The sequence below is a fragment of the Brevibacillus sp. AY1 genome, assembly GCF_029870785.1.
Classification (GTDB): domain Bacteria; phylum Bacillota; class Bacilli; order Brevibacillales; family Brevibacillaceae; genus Brevibacillus; species Brevibacillus invocatus.
Genome location: NZ_JAFLPN010000005.1, coordinates 158,537 through 172,924, shown reverse-complemented (window position 1 = coordinate 172,924; position 14,388 = coordinate 158,537). Strand labels below are relative to the sequence as shown.

Below are 14,388 nucleotides of genomic sequence, written 5' to 3'. Positions count from 1 at the left end.
CTGATCGAATAGTGGGAGGGAGACCTGCTAATTTTTGAAAGAAAGAAGAATGGGTATGAAGAGACTGGAAAAAATCCGTGACGCCATCAGGGAGAAGGGCGTTGACGCCTATTTCATCCCATCGCTTAATAATCTTCGTTATTTTTCAGGTTTTACCGGAAGCAACGGCTATCTGCTGATTACAGCGACGAATGCGGTGCTCATCACCGATCAGCGCTACTCGGAGCAAGCGAGGCAGGAAGCGGTAGGCTGGGAGGTTATCATCCACGGGCTGGACCCATTTTCGGTCATTTCGGACGCGATCAGGAAGCTGGGGATTGCCTCCATCGGCTATGAGTCCAAGGAAATCACCGATTTTCAGATCTCCTCGCTTCGCAGCGGAAATCCCGGAATAGATTGGGTACCGTTTGTCGATATCTGTATCCAGCTCCGTTCGGTAAAAGAGGATGAAGAGGTGGGAGGCATCCAAAAAGCTTTGAAAATTGCCGAGGACGCATTGGAAAAGCTATGCCCATTTATCCAACCTGGTGTGAGCGAGCGAGAAATCGCCGTCGAACTGGAAATCCTCATGCGAAAGCTGGGAAGTGAAGCACCTGCGTTCGCTACCATTGTCGCATCCGGCACCAACTCTGCGCTTCCTCATGCCAAGCCAACAGAGCGCAAGATCCAGGAAAACGATCTGATCGTGATCGACTTTGGGGCAACCTGGCTGGGATACCGATCCGATATAACCCGGACCATCATCGTGGGCGAGCTGGAGCCTGTGTTGCAGAACGTATACGATTGCGTTCATCGGGCTTTGGAACAGGCTGTGGCTGGAATCAAGCCAGGTTCCACCTGTCATGAGGTGGATAAGCTGGCGCGTGATGTTTTGGTAGCGGCAGATCTCGAAAGCTATAGCCTCCGGGGGTTAGGTCATGGAGTTGGCTTGGATATTCACGAATTCCCCCGTGTGGTGATGGATAACCCAGCCCGGCTCGAGCCTGGCATGCTGTTTACCGTAGAACCGGGGGTGTATGTGCCAAACGTTGGCGGTGTCAGGATTGAAGATATGGTCGTGGTGACCGCAGATGGATGCCGGGTGCTGACGCGGACTCCTCGAGTGATTAGGTTGTAAGGAAGCGGGTGGTAGCGTGAGTGACAATTTGCTGGAAATAAAAGAACTGAGCACAGGCTTTTTCACAGAGGATGGATTTCTCCCTGCTTTAGACAAGGTCAGTCTCACGCTGAAAAAAGGGGAGACCCTGGGTGTAGTGGGCGAGTCTGGAAGCGGCAAGAGCTTGACCTCGTTATCCGTCATGAATCTGATCCCTACTCCGGGAAAGGCTGTAGGCGGCGAGATCCTGTTCAAAGGCAAAAATCTGCTGCAGCTTGGCGAAGAACAGATGCGTGCCATTCGCGGCAATGAAATCTCGATGATTTTTCAAGAGCCGATGACTTCGTTAAATCCTGTCTATTCCGTGGGAGAGCAAATCATGGAGGTGCTTCGCCTGCATCAGCAGCTGGACAAAAAAGCAGCGCGAGCAAAGACGATCGACATGCTACGTCTGGTGGGCATCCCATCCCCGGAGAAAAGAGTGGATGACTATCCGCATCAGCTTTCCGGAGGGATGAGGCAGCGGGTGATGATCGCCATGGCCTTATCCTGTCAGCCTGACCTGTTGATTGCAGATGAGCCGACGACAGCGCTGGATGTGACGACGCAGGCGCAAATTCTCGATTTGATGCTCGATTTAAAGGAACGACTGCAAACGTCCATTCTCTTGATTACGCACGATCTGGGTGTGATCGCGGAGGCAGCAGATCATGTGGCGGTCATGTACGCTGGCAAGGTGGTCGAGTATGCCGAGGTCAAGCGATTTTTCAGGGAACCGCTGCATCCTTACTCGCAGGGACTGATGAATTCCATTCCGACGCTGGAGCAGACCAGGGAGCGTCTGCAGGTCATCAGGGGCGTTGTTCCCACCCTGCAGCAGATGCCACAAGGGTGTCGTTTTTGCACCAGATGCGATGAAAAACAAACCCTCTGTGAAGAGGAAGCACCGCCGCTCATCGGCTATCAAGGCAGCCAGGTGAGCTGCTGGAAATACACAGAGCGTTGGGAACCGTCACCCAGATAAGGAGAGAGGCTGCCGATGCACAAAGAGAACATTCTCGAGGTGAAAAATCTCGTCAAATGGTTCCCTGTCAAAAAGGGCTTGTTTTCAAAGACGAATAGCTATTTGAAAGCGGTGGATGATGTCAGTTTTTCGATACCCAGAGGGGAAGTGCTGGGGCTGGTTGGCGAATCGGGTTGCGGGAAATCGACGACGGGCAGGGCGATACTTCGCCTGATCGAAGCGACGCAGGGCGAGGTTTTGCTCGAAGGGCAGGATTTGTACCGAATGGGAAAAACAGCGCTCAAGGAAAAGCGAAAAGACATGCAAATCGTGTTTCAGGACCCTTATGCTTCGCTCAATCCCAGGCTGACGATTCGTAGTATCATCGGCGAGGCGATTAAGCTGCATCAGGTGGTGAGCGAAAAAGAACGAGATGCGTTCATGGAAGAGCTGCTGTACGAGGTGGGCTTAGGAAAGCACTTCCTGAATCATTTTCCACACCAGTTCTCTGGCGGTCAACGCCAGCGGATCGGGATTGCCCGGGCCTTGGCTGTCAGACCCAAGCTGATCGTGATGGATGAAGCCGTGTCGGCGCTCGATGTTTCTGTTCAGGCTCAGGTCCTCAATCTGTTTCAGGATTTGCAGCAAAAGTACGGGCTGACATACCTGTTCATCACGCACAATCTAAGTGTTGTCAAACATATTTCCAATCGGATTGCAGTGATGTACCTAGGGCAAATCGTCGAAATCTCGGAAAAGGAAGAATTTTTTCGGAATCCTCAGCACCCGTATTCGCGGGCGCTGATCAGTGCGATTCCGTCGTCCAGCCCGGAAATCAAGCGGGAGCGAATCCTGTTAAAAGGTGATTTGACGAGTCCGGTCGATCCGCCGCAGGGCTGTCGTTTTTACTCCCGATGTCCGGAAGCGCAAGCGATCTGCAAGGAAGTTCAGCCGCCTCATAAAGAGGTGGGAAATCAGCATCTCGTCGCATGTCATTTACGATAATGTCGAGGGAATGGAGGCAGTATGATGCGAGATAAAGCGGAAATCGTGATCGTGGGTGCAGGGGTGATAGGTTGCTCCATTGCCTATTTTTTATCCAAAAAAGGATATTCAGATATTGTGGTGATTGATAAGGGTGGGATTTCCTCAGGGATTACGGGGATTTGCCCTGGAGGTGTGCGGCAGCAATGGGGGACGGAAATCAATTGCCTGATGTCCAAGGCAGCTACCAGCTTCTATCAGCGGATTAACGATGAGCTGGAGCCGGAATATGAGATCAAGTTCCGACAGGTGGGGTACCTGTACTTGTTCCACAGCGAGCAGGCAGAACAAAACTATCGACCGAGCATCGAGCTGCAAAACAAGCTGGGCATCCCGACAAAGCTCATCAATCGGGATGAAGTGAGAGAGATTGTACCGGGAGTCGACACAGAAACTTTTCTGTCCGCGTCCTTTTGCCCGACAGATGGATTTGCAGATGATGCCTATCATGTAACGAATAGCTTCGCAGCCGCAGCTAAACGGCGAGGGGTTCGGTTTATTCTGGATGAGGTTCCGCAAATTCTAGTAGAGAACGATCGGGTGGTCGGGGTGCAAACGGCGCGTGGACGAATCGATTGCAGCATGGTGGTCAATGCCGCCGGGCTGGGCTCCAAAGAACTTGCCGCGACCATCGGGGTGGATATCCCGATTCAACCAGAGGTTCGGCGAATTTTGTACACCAATCGAATCGAAGAACGTATTTTGGAGCCGCTGCTGATATCCTTTGAGCGTGGATTCGCGGCCAAACAGCTGACGGATGGAACCATCTATCTCAGCTATTTGGGAAGTGATATGAAGCCTCCGTACAATAGCTTCAATTATCAAATGAAAGCCGCTGAAGTAGGTATGGAACTGTTTCCGCCATTGGCACAAGTAGAGTTCCGCACGCATGTGGACGGTACCTACGATAGTACCCCTGACCATCAGGCTATTCTCGGAGGAGTGGATGAAGTGGCAGGGTACTATCAAGCGATCGGGATGAGCGGACACGGCTTCATGATGGCTCCAGCCATTGGTGAAACCATCGCGGATACGATCATTGGAAACAAACCGACGATCGATATATCACCGCTTCATTTCAACCGTTTCCGCCAAAACGCGCTGATCCCCGAACCGAGGGTGGTCTAATGGAAGGGAGAGAGAACATGTCCAATCAGATTAAGCTGTCATTTCCCGAACATCAGATCGAGATATGGGCAGACCTGTTGACGGATAAGGCGCCGATTACGTGCAAGGCGATTTGGGAAATTCTCTCGGAGCCTTTGCAGATTTCCTGCAAGCATGCTATGTACACGGGAAAGGAGCTTTCCATCCAACTCCCGCAGGAGCGCTGCGCCACCACTCCGTTACATGAAATCGTTCCGGAAAATCAAACGTGCTTTCCGGCGGTCGGGGATCTTTTGTTTACCTACATGCCGCCCTTTGCCTGGAATGGCATCCCTGCACCGATCTATGATCTGGGGTGCTTTTATGGTCAGGATTGCCGAACCTTTTTCCCGATGGGGTGGGTGCCTGGAAACCGGTTTGCGGTCATACGGCAAGAGGATCTCGAAGCCTTTGCTTTCATGGGGGCAAAGGCGATCCAGGAGGGGCAGCAAACCATCATGATTCAGCGTGCTTAGTCAGCTTCCACGTCTCATCCTGAACCAGTAATTCGAGCCGATGTAGATCCGTGATCACATAATATTTGTTCGGTTTTTTCAAAATGTGGTGACGCTCCAGCCATTTGAGCGTATTGATGACGGTAATACGCGTCGTACCCACCAGATTTGCCATCTCTTGGTGGGTAAAGGTCGTCGTGATCTGGAGATGATCCTGCTCCAAGGGAGTACCGTAATTGAGCGCCAGCTGAATCAGCGTCGCGCAGATGCGGTGCGGAGCTTTACTGTAGCTCAGCTGCAAGGTTTGAGCGCACAGCATTCGGTATTTGCGGCTCTCAAAATGGAGCAGCTGCTCTACTAAATGGAAGTTTTGCTTGAGAAGTTCTCTGAACTGGCTTGTGCTGATCTTGTAGAGAACCGTTTTAGAGACTGTAATGGCGCTGGTGGCATGTGGCAGGTCGCCAAACGAGTCGTACTCTCCGATCAAGCCATTTTTTCCGATGAAGGCCAATGCTTTTTCCTCGCCGGATGGAGTGGTCGCATAGAGACAGACTCTGCCGCTTGCTATCAGATACAAGTGATCGGCATGGTCATCCTGCTCGAAGATCATGGTGTCCTTTTTACATTCCATCGGGGTCCCTGCATGTTTCAACAAATCCCATTGATGGGGCAAATTCTCCAGCCACGGGGTCGCCTGATAGACTTCTCTGATGGATTCTAGCATGGTATCCACCTCTGCTGTTAGAAAATTGTGAAAGGATTGTCGCTAAACAGGATTATATCATAGCCAGGATCGACCAGGGGATAGTGCTGGACGAAAAGGGAGTCCTTCGTAGCTGGAGGGCTCCTTGTTTTGTGCGAGTTTAGAAGCCTTCCATTTCTTAGAGAGGATTGAGGAGTTTTTTTGTTGCATTGATAATAACTGGAATTGGATATAAAATGTGAAAAGTGTGAAAAGGGGGGGCAAAAGAATGTTAAGGTTTCTAGTTATGGTTTTTCATATATTTCTTATCGTAACGATTCTCTTACCGAAAGCTCCTGTTCAAGCTGTGGAAATGAAAGCATCCGCTTCGGATGAACATATTTTACGATTGGCAGTGATGAGCGATCCGATAACCTTGGATCCTAGTGTTGCAGAGGATACTACCTCTGTCGCTTTTATTCAGGCTTTGTTTGATGGATTGACCCGTATCGGTAAGGACGGAAAAGCCCATGAGTCAATGGCAGAGAAAATTGAGGTGTCGGATGATCTCGTCACCTATACGTTTCATTTGCGCAATGCGAAATGGAGCAATGGGGATCCTGTAACCGCCCATGATTTTGAATACGCGTGGAAGCAAGTCATCGATCCTGAAAATGCGGCAAGCTACGCCTACCAAATGTTCCCGATCAAAAACGCGGAGAAGGCACAATGGGGAGAAGCCTCTCTGAATGAAGTAGGAGTAAAAGCACTCAATGACAAAACGTTACAGGTCACATTGGAGCATCCTACTCCCTATTTTTTAGAGTTGACATCATTTTATAGCTACTATCCTGTAAACAAGAAATTGGCTAACTCCAATCCGAACTGGGCACAAAATGTAAACACCCACGTAGGAAATGGCCCGTTTAAACTCACGATGTGGGAACGGGGAGAACGAATCAAGCTAGTTAAAAACGACAACTATTGGGACAAGGACAGCGTCAGGCTGGATGGAATTGATTATTCCATCATCAGGGATGGCGATCAGGAATTCTCCAAATTCCTAAAGGGTGAATTAGATTGGGCGGGATCTCCTCTGGGAAACATTCCTGCAAATGCTGTACCCAAGCTTATTGAACATCGGTTACTATATGTAAAACCGATTGCGGTGTGTACTGGTATAAGTTTAATACGGAGCAGCCACCGTTCCAAAATGCAAAAATTCGGAAAGCATTCGCCTATGCACTGGACCGACAAACGTTGTTCGAAAACGTTTCGATGTACCATATTGCAGCATTGGGCGTAGTTCCGCCAACCATGAAGGTAAAAGAGATGCATTATTTTAAAGACAACGATGTCGAGACTGCCAAAAAGCTTTTAGCAGAAGGTATGATGGAAATGGGCATCAAGTCGTTACCACACATCACGCTTTCTATCAACTCTGGAGAGGGTCATGAGGTAATCGCCAGAGAAGTGTTGCGTCAATGGAAGGAATCCTTGGGTGTTGATGTTAAGCTGGAAGTAAAAGAATGGCAGGTTCATATCGAAGACATGCACGATGGAAATTATCAATTGGGTCGAATGGGCTGGCTGGCAGACTTCAACGATCCGATCAATTTTTTAGAGCTATTCAAGTACAAGGATGGGGGAACCAATGATACCCGATGGGAGAATTCCAAATACATCGAGCTGCTGAATCAATCCTCAATGGAAAAGGATCCGATCAAGCGGGAGAAAATCATGGAGCAGGCTGAGCAGATTTTAATGGATGAAATGCCGGTTATGCCTATTTACTACTACATCAACTCTTGGGTGAAACGCGAATACGTCCAAGATGTTGTTATTGATGGCTTGGGCTCCGTGGATTATAAATGGGCTTCTATTACGGAATGAAGGGCGAGCTTGCCCTTCTTTTTTTTTTCGATATCCCGGTCTAGTAGAACGATTGAAAGAAACCACCATTAAGGTGGCTTCACAAAGTGTAGAGAAACTTCATTTTTTGTTCAACGTTGAGAAAGGGATTATCCCTCACTCTTTACGCTAGCAATCAGCTTATCCGCACTTGTCTCATCATTATCGAACATAACCAATTCATGGAGGACGATATCATCAACCGATTGGATGGCTTTGGACATGGCGTCAGCCATACCTTGCATATCTGCATTTTGCTTGATATCGACATCTAATACCAGAACGATTTTCTTTTTCATAGACTACAGGCCACCTCGGATCAGAAAATGTGAAACGGAATCGAACAAGGGCTATTATAGCGTAAAAAGAGAAACTCAGTGTTCTTTATTTCAGGATACCGGGAGAAAGCAGCTCGCGCAAATGACCGATGTACGCAACGGGAGTGACCCCATGCCCCTCCATTTCCTGCTGGTCGCCTTGGTAAGCGATAAAAGATACGCCACCGTCTTGCGCCGCTTTCCCGTCAATCCAGGAATCTCCCACCATAACCCATTGCTCTGCCGAAATGTCGGGATATTGCTCGAGGATGAAATGGATGCCAGATGGAGAGGGCTTGAGCATCGTCATTTGCTCCCGACCAGCAATCTGATCGAAGGAATGGATAATTGCGGTTTCGTTCAAAGCTTTTATTGCAGCAGACCTGGCGTTGTTCGTCAGGATGATCAACGTGTAGTGCGACTTGAGTGCGTCGAGCACTTCTGCAGCTCCATCCTCCAGTGCGGCACCATGCATGCCTTCTGTTTCGTAGGCGACGATGGTATCCCAAATCGAGGCTTCGATCTCGTGAGTAATGCGGCCGGAATGACGCCCGAAATCGATGAGCTGAGAAGCAGAATGCTTTGTGTAATCCAGCTGTGGATCCATTAGCTGATGCTGAACCAACAAATCAAAGACTGCTTTTTTCATACCCGGAAAGTTGATCCGGGATTGCAAAAGGGTATTATCCATGTCAAAAATAATGCCCTTCTTTTTTGAAAGGATGTCGTGCACGTCTATCTCCTCATTTCCCTAGGAAGGCTTCTCATTATTACAGGACAAGATTCAAATATTCGGGTAAAAACCCGACATTCCTCTCTCCGTAGGCACTCTACCTATACGCTTCCAAATCTTGCGGGGAAAGTTTCGGTCTCCGGGCTTTTCACACCGGAAGGGGGAGAGAACAAAAAACGAGCACCTCCACAAGATCCGGTGAAGGTGCTCTGGCTATTAATCTTCCAGCTCCGTGATGATTTCATAAGCGAATTCTTCATCAGGTGTAGGAAACATCTGAAACTGATGCTGCTTTTCGATTTGGCTTTCGTCCAGATCAGAAATCGTGTATTTGACTTCATCCTGGTCAGGGTTTGGATTCATTTGGTTCTCGCGATCGCTCATGGATGGTCACCTCCTCAACACCTTAGTGTGTTCAAGGGGGTTTTGTCTTATTCTCTATTCCCTCAACATCTACATACCATCAATACATTCCCATCCGGATCTTTGAAATTAAACCAATGATCGTGTTCAATACCGGTGATCAGTTCCACGCCATTCTGCTTCATCCAGTCGTAGGCTGCCTGAATATCCACCGCATTAAAATGAAACAAGGGCGAATTTCTTCGTGTTTCTTCCTCAAAAATCCTGCTATCCAACACCAACCCCGAACCAGCTGTCATCGGAACCACGTAGAGGTGTCCAAAAAGAATATCGCCTTCTACCGGTAACCCGAGAATACGACAATACCATTCTCTCGCTTTTTCAATATCGCGAACTGGAACGAAGACGGTACCGATTTGATTCATGATCATCGAACGAAAACCTCCCAAGCCAGGTTAAGGCTCTTTTTTCTACCAAAAACTATTCAACGTCAATCACGACTTTCCTATAGTCTGCGTTCGGTTTGCCGATGATTTTTCTTGGCTCTGCCTTCCTTTTATTCCTGAATCATGTTTGGATGAGATGGACCATTCTGCCTCAGATTCAAGACCAGCAGAAAGGAAAAACAGCGTAGGCTCGGAGTCGACCGGCTTGCGCTGTTTTTTCTTCCTGTATCTATTCTTCCTCTACAACAATTTTTACAGCCTCAGCAATCGGTGGAAGGCTTCTCGTCATTTTCGGGCCATAGAAACCGAACACCTTTGCTCCCTTTTCTAGATCGTCAACCTGGATCGGCTGGTTGTCCTTGGTTCCAATGATTGGTGTATCGTCAGTCAGTGTCAACGTGATATGCTCCACAGATTGATCCGACAGCTTTTCTCCTTTGATGGTCAATTGCGTGTGTCCATCTGCAGTAGTCGTAACCTCAGTGACTTCTCCGGAGGTTCCCAGCATTTCCAGTGCGTCAGTGCTGTCCTTGACGACGATTTTTGTAGCACTTGTGATCGGCGGGAGGCTCGCGGTCATGATCGGACCATAGACAGTGCTGCACCGAGTGTCATATTCATTTTTGCGATGTTGTATTGATCTTCGCCGATCTTGATCATATGGAAATGAGGACCTTTGGTCAGCTCGATCGACTTGTTGTTTTGGTTCCAGCTAAGCTTGTAGCCGAGCTGTTCCGCGATGGTGCGTACAGGCACCATGATCTCGTCTTGCTTTTCGCTTACGTAAACAGCGGATTCCTCAGGAGAAAAGCCTTTTCCGTTAATCACCAAAAGAAAAGCTAGGCCTCCTTCTGCATAATCCTGAGGTAGATCTTGATTCGCCTTCAGAATTTGGATTCCCTGCGGATTGGACACAAATAATCATGTACGGCAGGGAGGCATTTCAACAGATCGGAAAAGAAGCAGCAGCCGCTCACGCGAAAAAAGCATTGATCATTACCGATTCCATCATGACAAAGCTTGGTTATGTCGAGCAATGTGGACAGCTCCTATCATCCCGCATATTGCCATTCCCACAACCGCAGGAACCGGCTCGGAAGCCACCGATGTCACCATCATCACGAACACCGCTACTGACGTCAAAATGATGATCAAGCACCCTGCATTCATGCCAACCATCGCCATCGTCGATCCTTACCTGACCTGCTCGGCGCCACCGCCTGTCATCGCGGCTACAGGCGTCGATGCTCTCTGCCATGCTGTAGAAGCGTTTCTATCCAGAAAGGCACATCCCATGACTCATACCCTTGCCCGATCCGCTATCACACATATCACCAGCTCCTTGCAACGCTCCTATGATGATCCGCATGATCTGGATGCCAAAGAGGGTATGTGCATCGGGTCGCTGCAGGCCGGCATGGCTTTTTCCAACGCATCTGTCACCCTGGTACACGGGATGTCTCGTCCAATCGGCGCCCTTTTCCATGTCCCACACGGCATTTCCAATGCATGATGCGCTAGCGAGTGGAAGCCCTGGAAACAATCCGAGAGTACCGTCGAAGGAAGAAATCGTGGAGCTTTACCTGACCTGCTACGATTACGCTTATTCGCTCGGCTAAAAAAGAACACTGCTGCTTAGGAACGATGAAGCAGCAGCGTTTTTTTCGACTGGCGAAACGTAAATGTCCATATTTACAATGGAATATACTGGATGTATAATGAAACAAACCGATCGGTCTTAAATTATGGAGGGTAGTTTTCTATGACGTATCGCAAGGGCGAACAAACCAAAGCCTTGATCGTGCAAAAAGCATCCACCTTGTTCAATTGCCAGGGTTATGCGGCATCCTCAATATCGGATATCATGCACGAGACAGGACTACGAAAGGGAGGGATCTACAACCATTTTCAAAGCAAGGAAGAACTGATGCTCAGTGCTTTCTCCTATTCGGTCGAAACCATGACCCATTATTTTACAGAAGCGTTGACTGGCACAAAAGGGTGCATGGAACGCCTGCTTGCCATCGCATCCGTATTCGAAGGGCTAGCCAAAGGTAAGTTCATGCCTGGGGGCTGTCCGGTGATGAATGCCGCTATCGAGGCAGATGATACCGATCCTTTGATGCGTCAGCAAGCCATTCATGCGATGGACCAATTGCTGGGAGCGATTCGTGGTGTGATCGAGTCTGGCAAAAGAAAGGGTGAGGTCAGGGAGGATGCAGATGCCGAATACGTGGCGGCAATGTTTATATCCATGCTCGAAGGAGCCTTGATGCTGAGCAAGCTATATGGTGATCCGGTGTATATGGAAAGATCCATCCGGCATCTGAAAGTATTTTTGACTGAAGAACTGGGTAGTTGATGAAGATAAAAAAGAAGCCGCAAAGGGCTTTTTTTCGGGCGAAAAAAGGACCGATCGGTCTTTAAAAATAGAAGGGGGCATAACGATGAAATCGAATCATAATGCAGTGATTGTGGATGCCGTACGCTCGCCAATCGGAAAAAAGAATGGAGCTCTGAGCCACACGCGCCCAGACGAGCTTGCTGCGCAGGTACTTCGAGCCTTGGTCGAACGAAACCGCTTGGACCCGGTACTTGTCGAGGATGTCAAAATGGGATGTGTCACACAGGTAGCGGAACAGGGCGGAAATATCGCTCGCCTGGCATCACTGATTGCAGGCTTTCCTGTGGAGGTTTGCGGGGTTACCTCCAACCGGGCGTGCGGCTCCAGTCTGGAAACCTTGAATCAGGCGGCACATGAGATACTGGCAGGCATGACGGATGTGGTGATTGCAGCAGGTGTCGAGAGTATGAACCGAGTAAAAATGGGCATTGACATGACACAACTAAGTGATAAACTCTTTGCCCAATACGAGATGATTCCACAGGGTATTTCAGCGGAACGCATCGCGAAGCAATGGGACCTGTCCCGCCAAGACATGGATCTTTACTCGCTGAACAGTCATGAAAAGGCTCTGCGGGCTCAAGCCGTCAATCGGTTTGCGCAAGAAATTGTACCTGTCCGTGCGAATACGGCAGACGGTCAACAGATGGACTTCCTCATGGATGAATCTCCGCGTGAAACATCCCTGGAAAAAATGGCAGCACTGAAGCCGGCTTTTTTACCGGAGGGATCGATCACCGCAGGTAATTCCAGTCCGATCAATGATGGAGCATCGGCAGTCCTGCTCATGTCCCGCCAACGAGCAGAGGAGCTGGGCTATCGGCCCGAGCGCGTGTGGTGGCTACAGCGGTGTCAGGAGTCGATCCCACGATCATGCTGACAGGCATTATTCCGGCTACGCGAAAAGTGTTGCAAAGGGCGAGGCTGGAGCTGGAAGACATCGACTTGTTCGAAGTGAATGAAGCTTTTGCTTCGGTCGTTCTCGCCTGGGAAAAAGAGATTAAGCCTGATCCGGCAAAAGTGAATGTCAACGGAGGAGCACTTGCACTGGGACATCCACTCGGTGCTAGTGGCACAAGACTGATTGCCACGATGCTGCACGAGCTCGAAAAAAGAGAAGCGCGTTACGGTCTTGCCACGCTTTGCATCATGCATGGGATGGCTGTAGCTACAATCATCGAGCGTGAAGGCTAAGTAAGTAGGGGTGAAACACGTCCCATATGCATAAAAAAGATGGCTTCTGTTGAATGCAGAAGCCATCTTTTTTTGCTGTATCAATACGACTGCAAGGGTAGCCTTCCAGACCGGATCAATAAAAAATCTTTTCTACCCCAAATGCTACTGCAATACTGATGAGCATGAAACAAATGGCAAACCCGACATTCCATCTCGTGATTAGGAAAGGGTTGATTCTAAGCTCGCTGCCCATCAGCGAAACCGACAAACTGAACGGACCGTACATAACCGTAGCCAATCCGCAGGTAATCAGGACGACTGCGAGTGGCAAGGTAGCGACATGCGGGAGAATCGGTACCAAAAACTCCGCCAATAACGTAAGCGAGATCAACGGATGGAAGCCGATGAATGACGTAAGCAAATAATACCCTGCGATCAGCAGATAGAGCAGGATCGGCGTCTCAGCGGCCTCCTGAATAATCGGCTGCAGGAACGACAGCAATCCGGAAATCGAAAGAACCCCGACAAAAAAGCCTGCACTCAGAAACATGAAAAAGTAGTCGGCCAAGCCTTTCGTTCTTTGCTTCCAATAAGGAATGGTTACACGAAGATAGCTCTTGGTTTTCTTGATCATCACGGACCACAGGATCGAGAAAGGGATCAGGAGCAGAACGACAGAGAAAAGAAAGCCTTTCTCCAGCGTTTGCTGAATCCAGGATACGACCAGCACGAAAACGATCAGCATGCCAAGCATCTGTGCCACTTTTTTATACACATTTTTGTAGTTGATCTCCTGGGCCAATTCAATCGTCAATGGCAGGTTTTTGTAAGTAAACCCCGAAATGGCAAAATCCACGGCAATCGCAATGACGACGATCCCGAGCACAATCGGTAGGATAAAATGATAGGAAGCTCCCGTAATGTCAATCGTACGGCTGACGAGAACCTCCATCGGACTCCAGGTCAGACAAATCGCATAGGCGCGCAATAGATTGGTGCAGAAATACTTGTTCTTCATCTCTTCGGAAAAGGCCTGAAGGGATGGCTTTAATGAACCGATCAATAGTGGGAGTGTCGCCATATTCAAAAACACACCGAGAAAGTGGCTGACCAGAAAACTGCGTTTGTAAATCGTCGTAAAGCGGGTGACACGATCGCGCAAAAGCTGACTCAAGCTCTTATCATAACGCCCAATGCGAATGAGCGAGTTGATAAAGGGGAGGACCAAAAAGAGCGAGAGCAGACCCAGCATAGATTGAAAGTGAAGGAAAAACGTGTGCCAGGCAAGGCCGTTATAAACAAATAAAATGATGCCTAAGGTAAGAAAGATGAGTCCAGTAACGCGGTACAGGCTATTGGTATGAAAAAAAGAGAAGATGAGCACGACGATTGCGATCACGCCAATCGTGTAATTGAGTGCCGGATGAGGCACAAACTGAGACAGCATGTACAGCGCGATCAAGGTTGAATAGAGTAGTGTACGCATGATGTGACATCCTTTCATAAACAAAACATTATCCGAATTCAGAACATTTTATTGACAACGCTTTCAACGAGAGAATATAATCCTATTAGATCGATCTAATCAACTCTGGTTGCCAAATGCAAGAAT

14 protein-coding genes and 3 pseudogenes are annotated in these 14,388 nt (G+C 48.9%); 9 read left to right on the top strand and 8 right to left on the bottom strand.

What is annotated here, in order from left to right:
* Positions 1-55: 55 nt before the first annotated feature.
* From JZI27_RS07620 to JZI27_RS07600, 5 genes are read left to right on the top strand one after another with little or no spacing between them, the layout of a single operon-like run.
* The gene (locus JZI27_RS07620) at positions 56-1,117 is read left to right on the top strand and encodes a M24 family metallopeptidase (protein WP_183185222.1); all 1,062 of its coding nucleotides are present in this window, start codon (positions 56-58) and stop codon (positions 1,115-1,117) included.
* Between the two features lie 16 nt (positions 1,118-1,133).
* On the top strand, positions 1,134-2,120 hold the full coding sequence (locus JZI27_RS07615) for an ABC transporter ATP-binding protein (RefSeq protein WP_280207197.1): 987 nt from the start codon (positions 1,134-1,136) through the stop codon (positions 2,118-2,120).
* A gap of 15 nt (positions 2,121-2,135) precedes the next feature.
* Positions 2,136-3,104, top strand: coding sequence for an ABC transporter ATP-binding protein (locus JZI27_RS07610; RefSeq protein WP_122910715.1), 969 nt, complete (start codon positions 2,136-2,138; stop codon positions 3,102-3,104).
* A gap of 24 nt (positions 3,105-3,128) precedes the next feature.
* Positions 3,129-4,271 (top strand): NAD(P)/FAD-dependent oxidoreductase, encoded by a 1,143-nt coding sequence (locus tag JZI27_RS07605; RefSeq protein WP_183185224.1) that lies wholly within the window; start codon positions 3,129-3,131, stop codon positions 4,269-4,271.
* Positions 4,272-4,288: 17 nt separating this feature from the next.
* Positions 4,289-4,765 (top strand): DUF3830 family protein, encoded by a 477-nt coding sequence (locus JZI27_RS07600; protein WP_183185226.1) that lies wholly within the window; start codon positions 4,289-4,291, stop codon positions 4,763-4,765.
* Here the strand turns inward: JZI27_RS07600 and JZI27_RS07595 are convergent.
* Positions 4,746-5,468, bottom strand: coding sequence for a Crp/Fnr family transcriptional regulator (locus JZI27_RS07595; RefSeq protein ID WP_122910718.1), 723 nt, complete (start codon positions 5,466-5,468; stop codon positions 4,746-4,748). The two genes, JZI27_RS07600 and JZI27_RS07595, sit on opposite strands and share 20 nt — an antisense overlap.
* Positions 5,469-5,715: 247 nt before the next feature.
* Between JZI27_RS07595 and JZI27_RS07590 the strand changes: the two are divergent.
* Positions 5,716-7,319, top strand: a pseudogene (locus tag JZI27_RS07590) (peptide ABC transporter substrate-binding protein).
* Positions 7,320-7,447: 128 nt separating this feature from the next.
* On the opposite strand, the gene JZI27_RS07585 reads toward JZI27_RS07590, so the two are convergent.
* From JZI27_RS07585 to JZI27_RS07560, 6 genes are all read right to left on the bottom strand, one after another.
* Positions 7,448-7,636 carry a hypothetical protein gene (locus tag JZI27_RS07585; RefSeq protein ID WP_280207196.1) on the bottom strand — a complete coding sequence of 63 codons (189 nt, stop codon included), beginning with the start codon at positions 7,634-7,636 and terminating at the stop codon, positions 7,448-7,450.
* An 85-nt stretch (positions 7,637-7,721) separates the two neighbouring features.
* Positions 7,722-8,387 carry an HAD family hydrolase gene (locus JZI27_RS07580; RefSeq protein ID WP_280207195.1) on the bottom strand — a complete coding sequence of 222 codons (666 nt, stop codon included), beginning with the start codon at positions 8,385-8,387 and terminating at the stop codon, positions 7,722-7,724.
* A gap of 216 nt (positions 8,388-8,603) precedes the next feature.
* A complete protein-coding gene (locus JZI27_RS07575) occupies positions 8,604-8,771 on the bottom strand; it encodes a hypothetical protein (RefSeq protein ID WP_251243075.1) in 168 nt (55 codons plus the stop codon).
* A gap of 62 nt (positions 8,772-8,833) precedes the next feature.
* Positions 8,834-9,181 carry a VOC family protein gene (locus tag JZI27_RS07570; protein ID WP_122910721.1) on the bottom strand — a complete coding sequence of 116 codons (348 nt, stop codon included), beginning with the start codon at positions 9,179-9,181 and terminating at the stop codon, positions 8,834-8,836.
* Positions 9,182-9,425: 244 nt separating this feature from the next.
* Positions 9,426-9,776: a hypothetical protein gene (locus JZI27_RS07565; RefSeq protein ID WP_251243082.1), complete on the bottom strand. Its 351-nt coding sequence runs from the start codon at positions 9,774-9,776 to the stop codon at positions 9,426-9,428.
* Positions 9,773-10,024: a stalk domain-containing protein gene (locus tag JZI27_RS07560; RefSeq protein WP_148038786.1), complete on the bottom strand. Its 252-nt coding sequence runs from the start codon at positions 10,022-10,024 to the stop codon at positions 9,773-9,775. Before JZI27_RS07560 ends, JZI27_RS07565 begins: the two co-directional genes overlap by 4 nt.
* A 95-nt stretch (positions 10,025-10,119) precedes the next feature.
* Here JZI27_RS07560 and JZI27_RS07555 point away from each other — a divergent pair.
* The 3 genes and pseudogenes from JZI27_RS07555 to JZI27_RS07545 all read left to right on the top strand — a co-directional run bounded on the left by JZI27_RS07555 (position 10,120) and on the right by JZI27_RS07545 (position 12,794).
* Positions 10,120-10,815: pseudogene (locus tag JZI27_RS07555) on the top strand (iron-containing alcohol dehydrogenase).
* 143 nt (positions 10,816-10,958) lie between these two features.
* Entirely contained in the window at positions 10,959-11,558 is a 600-nt protein-coding gene (locus tag JZI27_RS07550) for a TetR/AcrR family transcriptional regulator (protein WP_280207194.1), read from the top strand.
* An 85-nt stretch (positions 11,559-11,643) separates the two neighbouring features.
* Positions 11,644-12,794, top strand: a pseudogene (locus JZI27_RS07545) (thiolase family protein).
* Positions 12,795-12,909: 115 nt separating this feature from the next.
* Here the strand turns inward: JZI27_RS07545 and JZI27_RS07540 are convergent.
* The gene (locus JZI27_RS07540; RefSeq protein WP_280207193.1) at positions 12,910-14,262 is read right to left on the bottom strand and encodes a hypothetical protein; all 1,353 of its coding nucleotides are present in this window, start codon (positions 14,260-14,262) and stop codon (positions 12,910-12,912) included.
* Positions 14,263-14,388 lie beyond the last annotated feature (126 nt).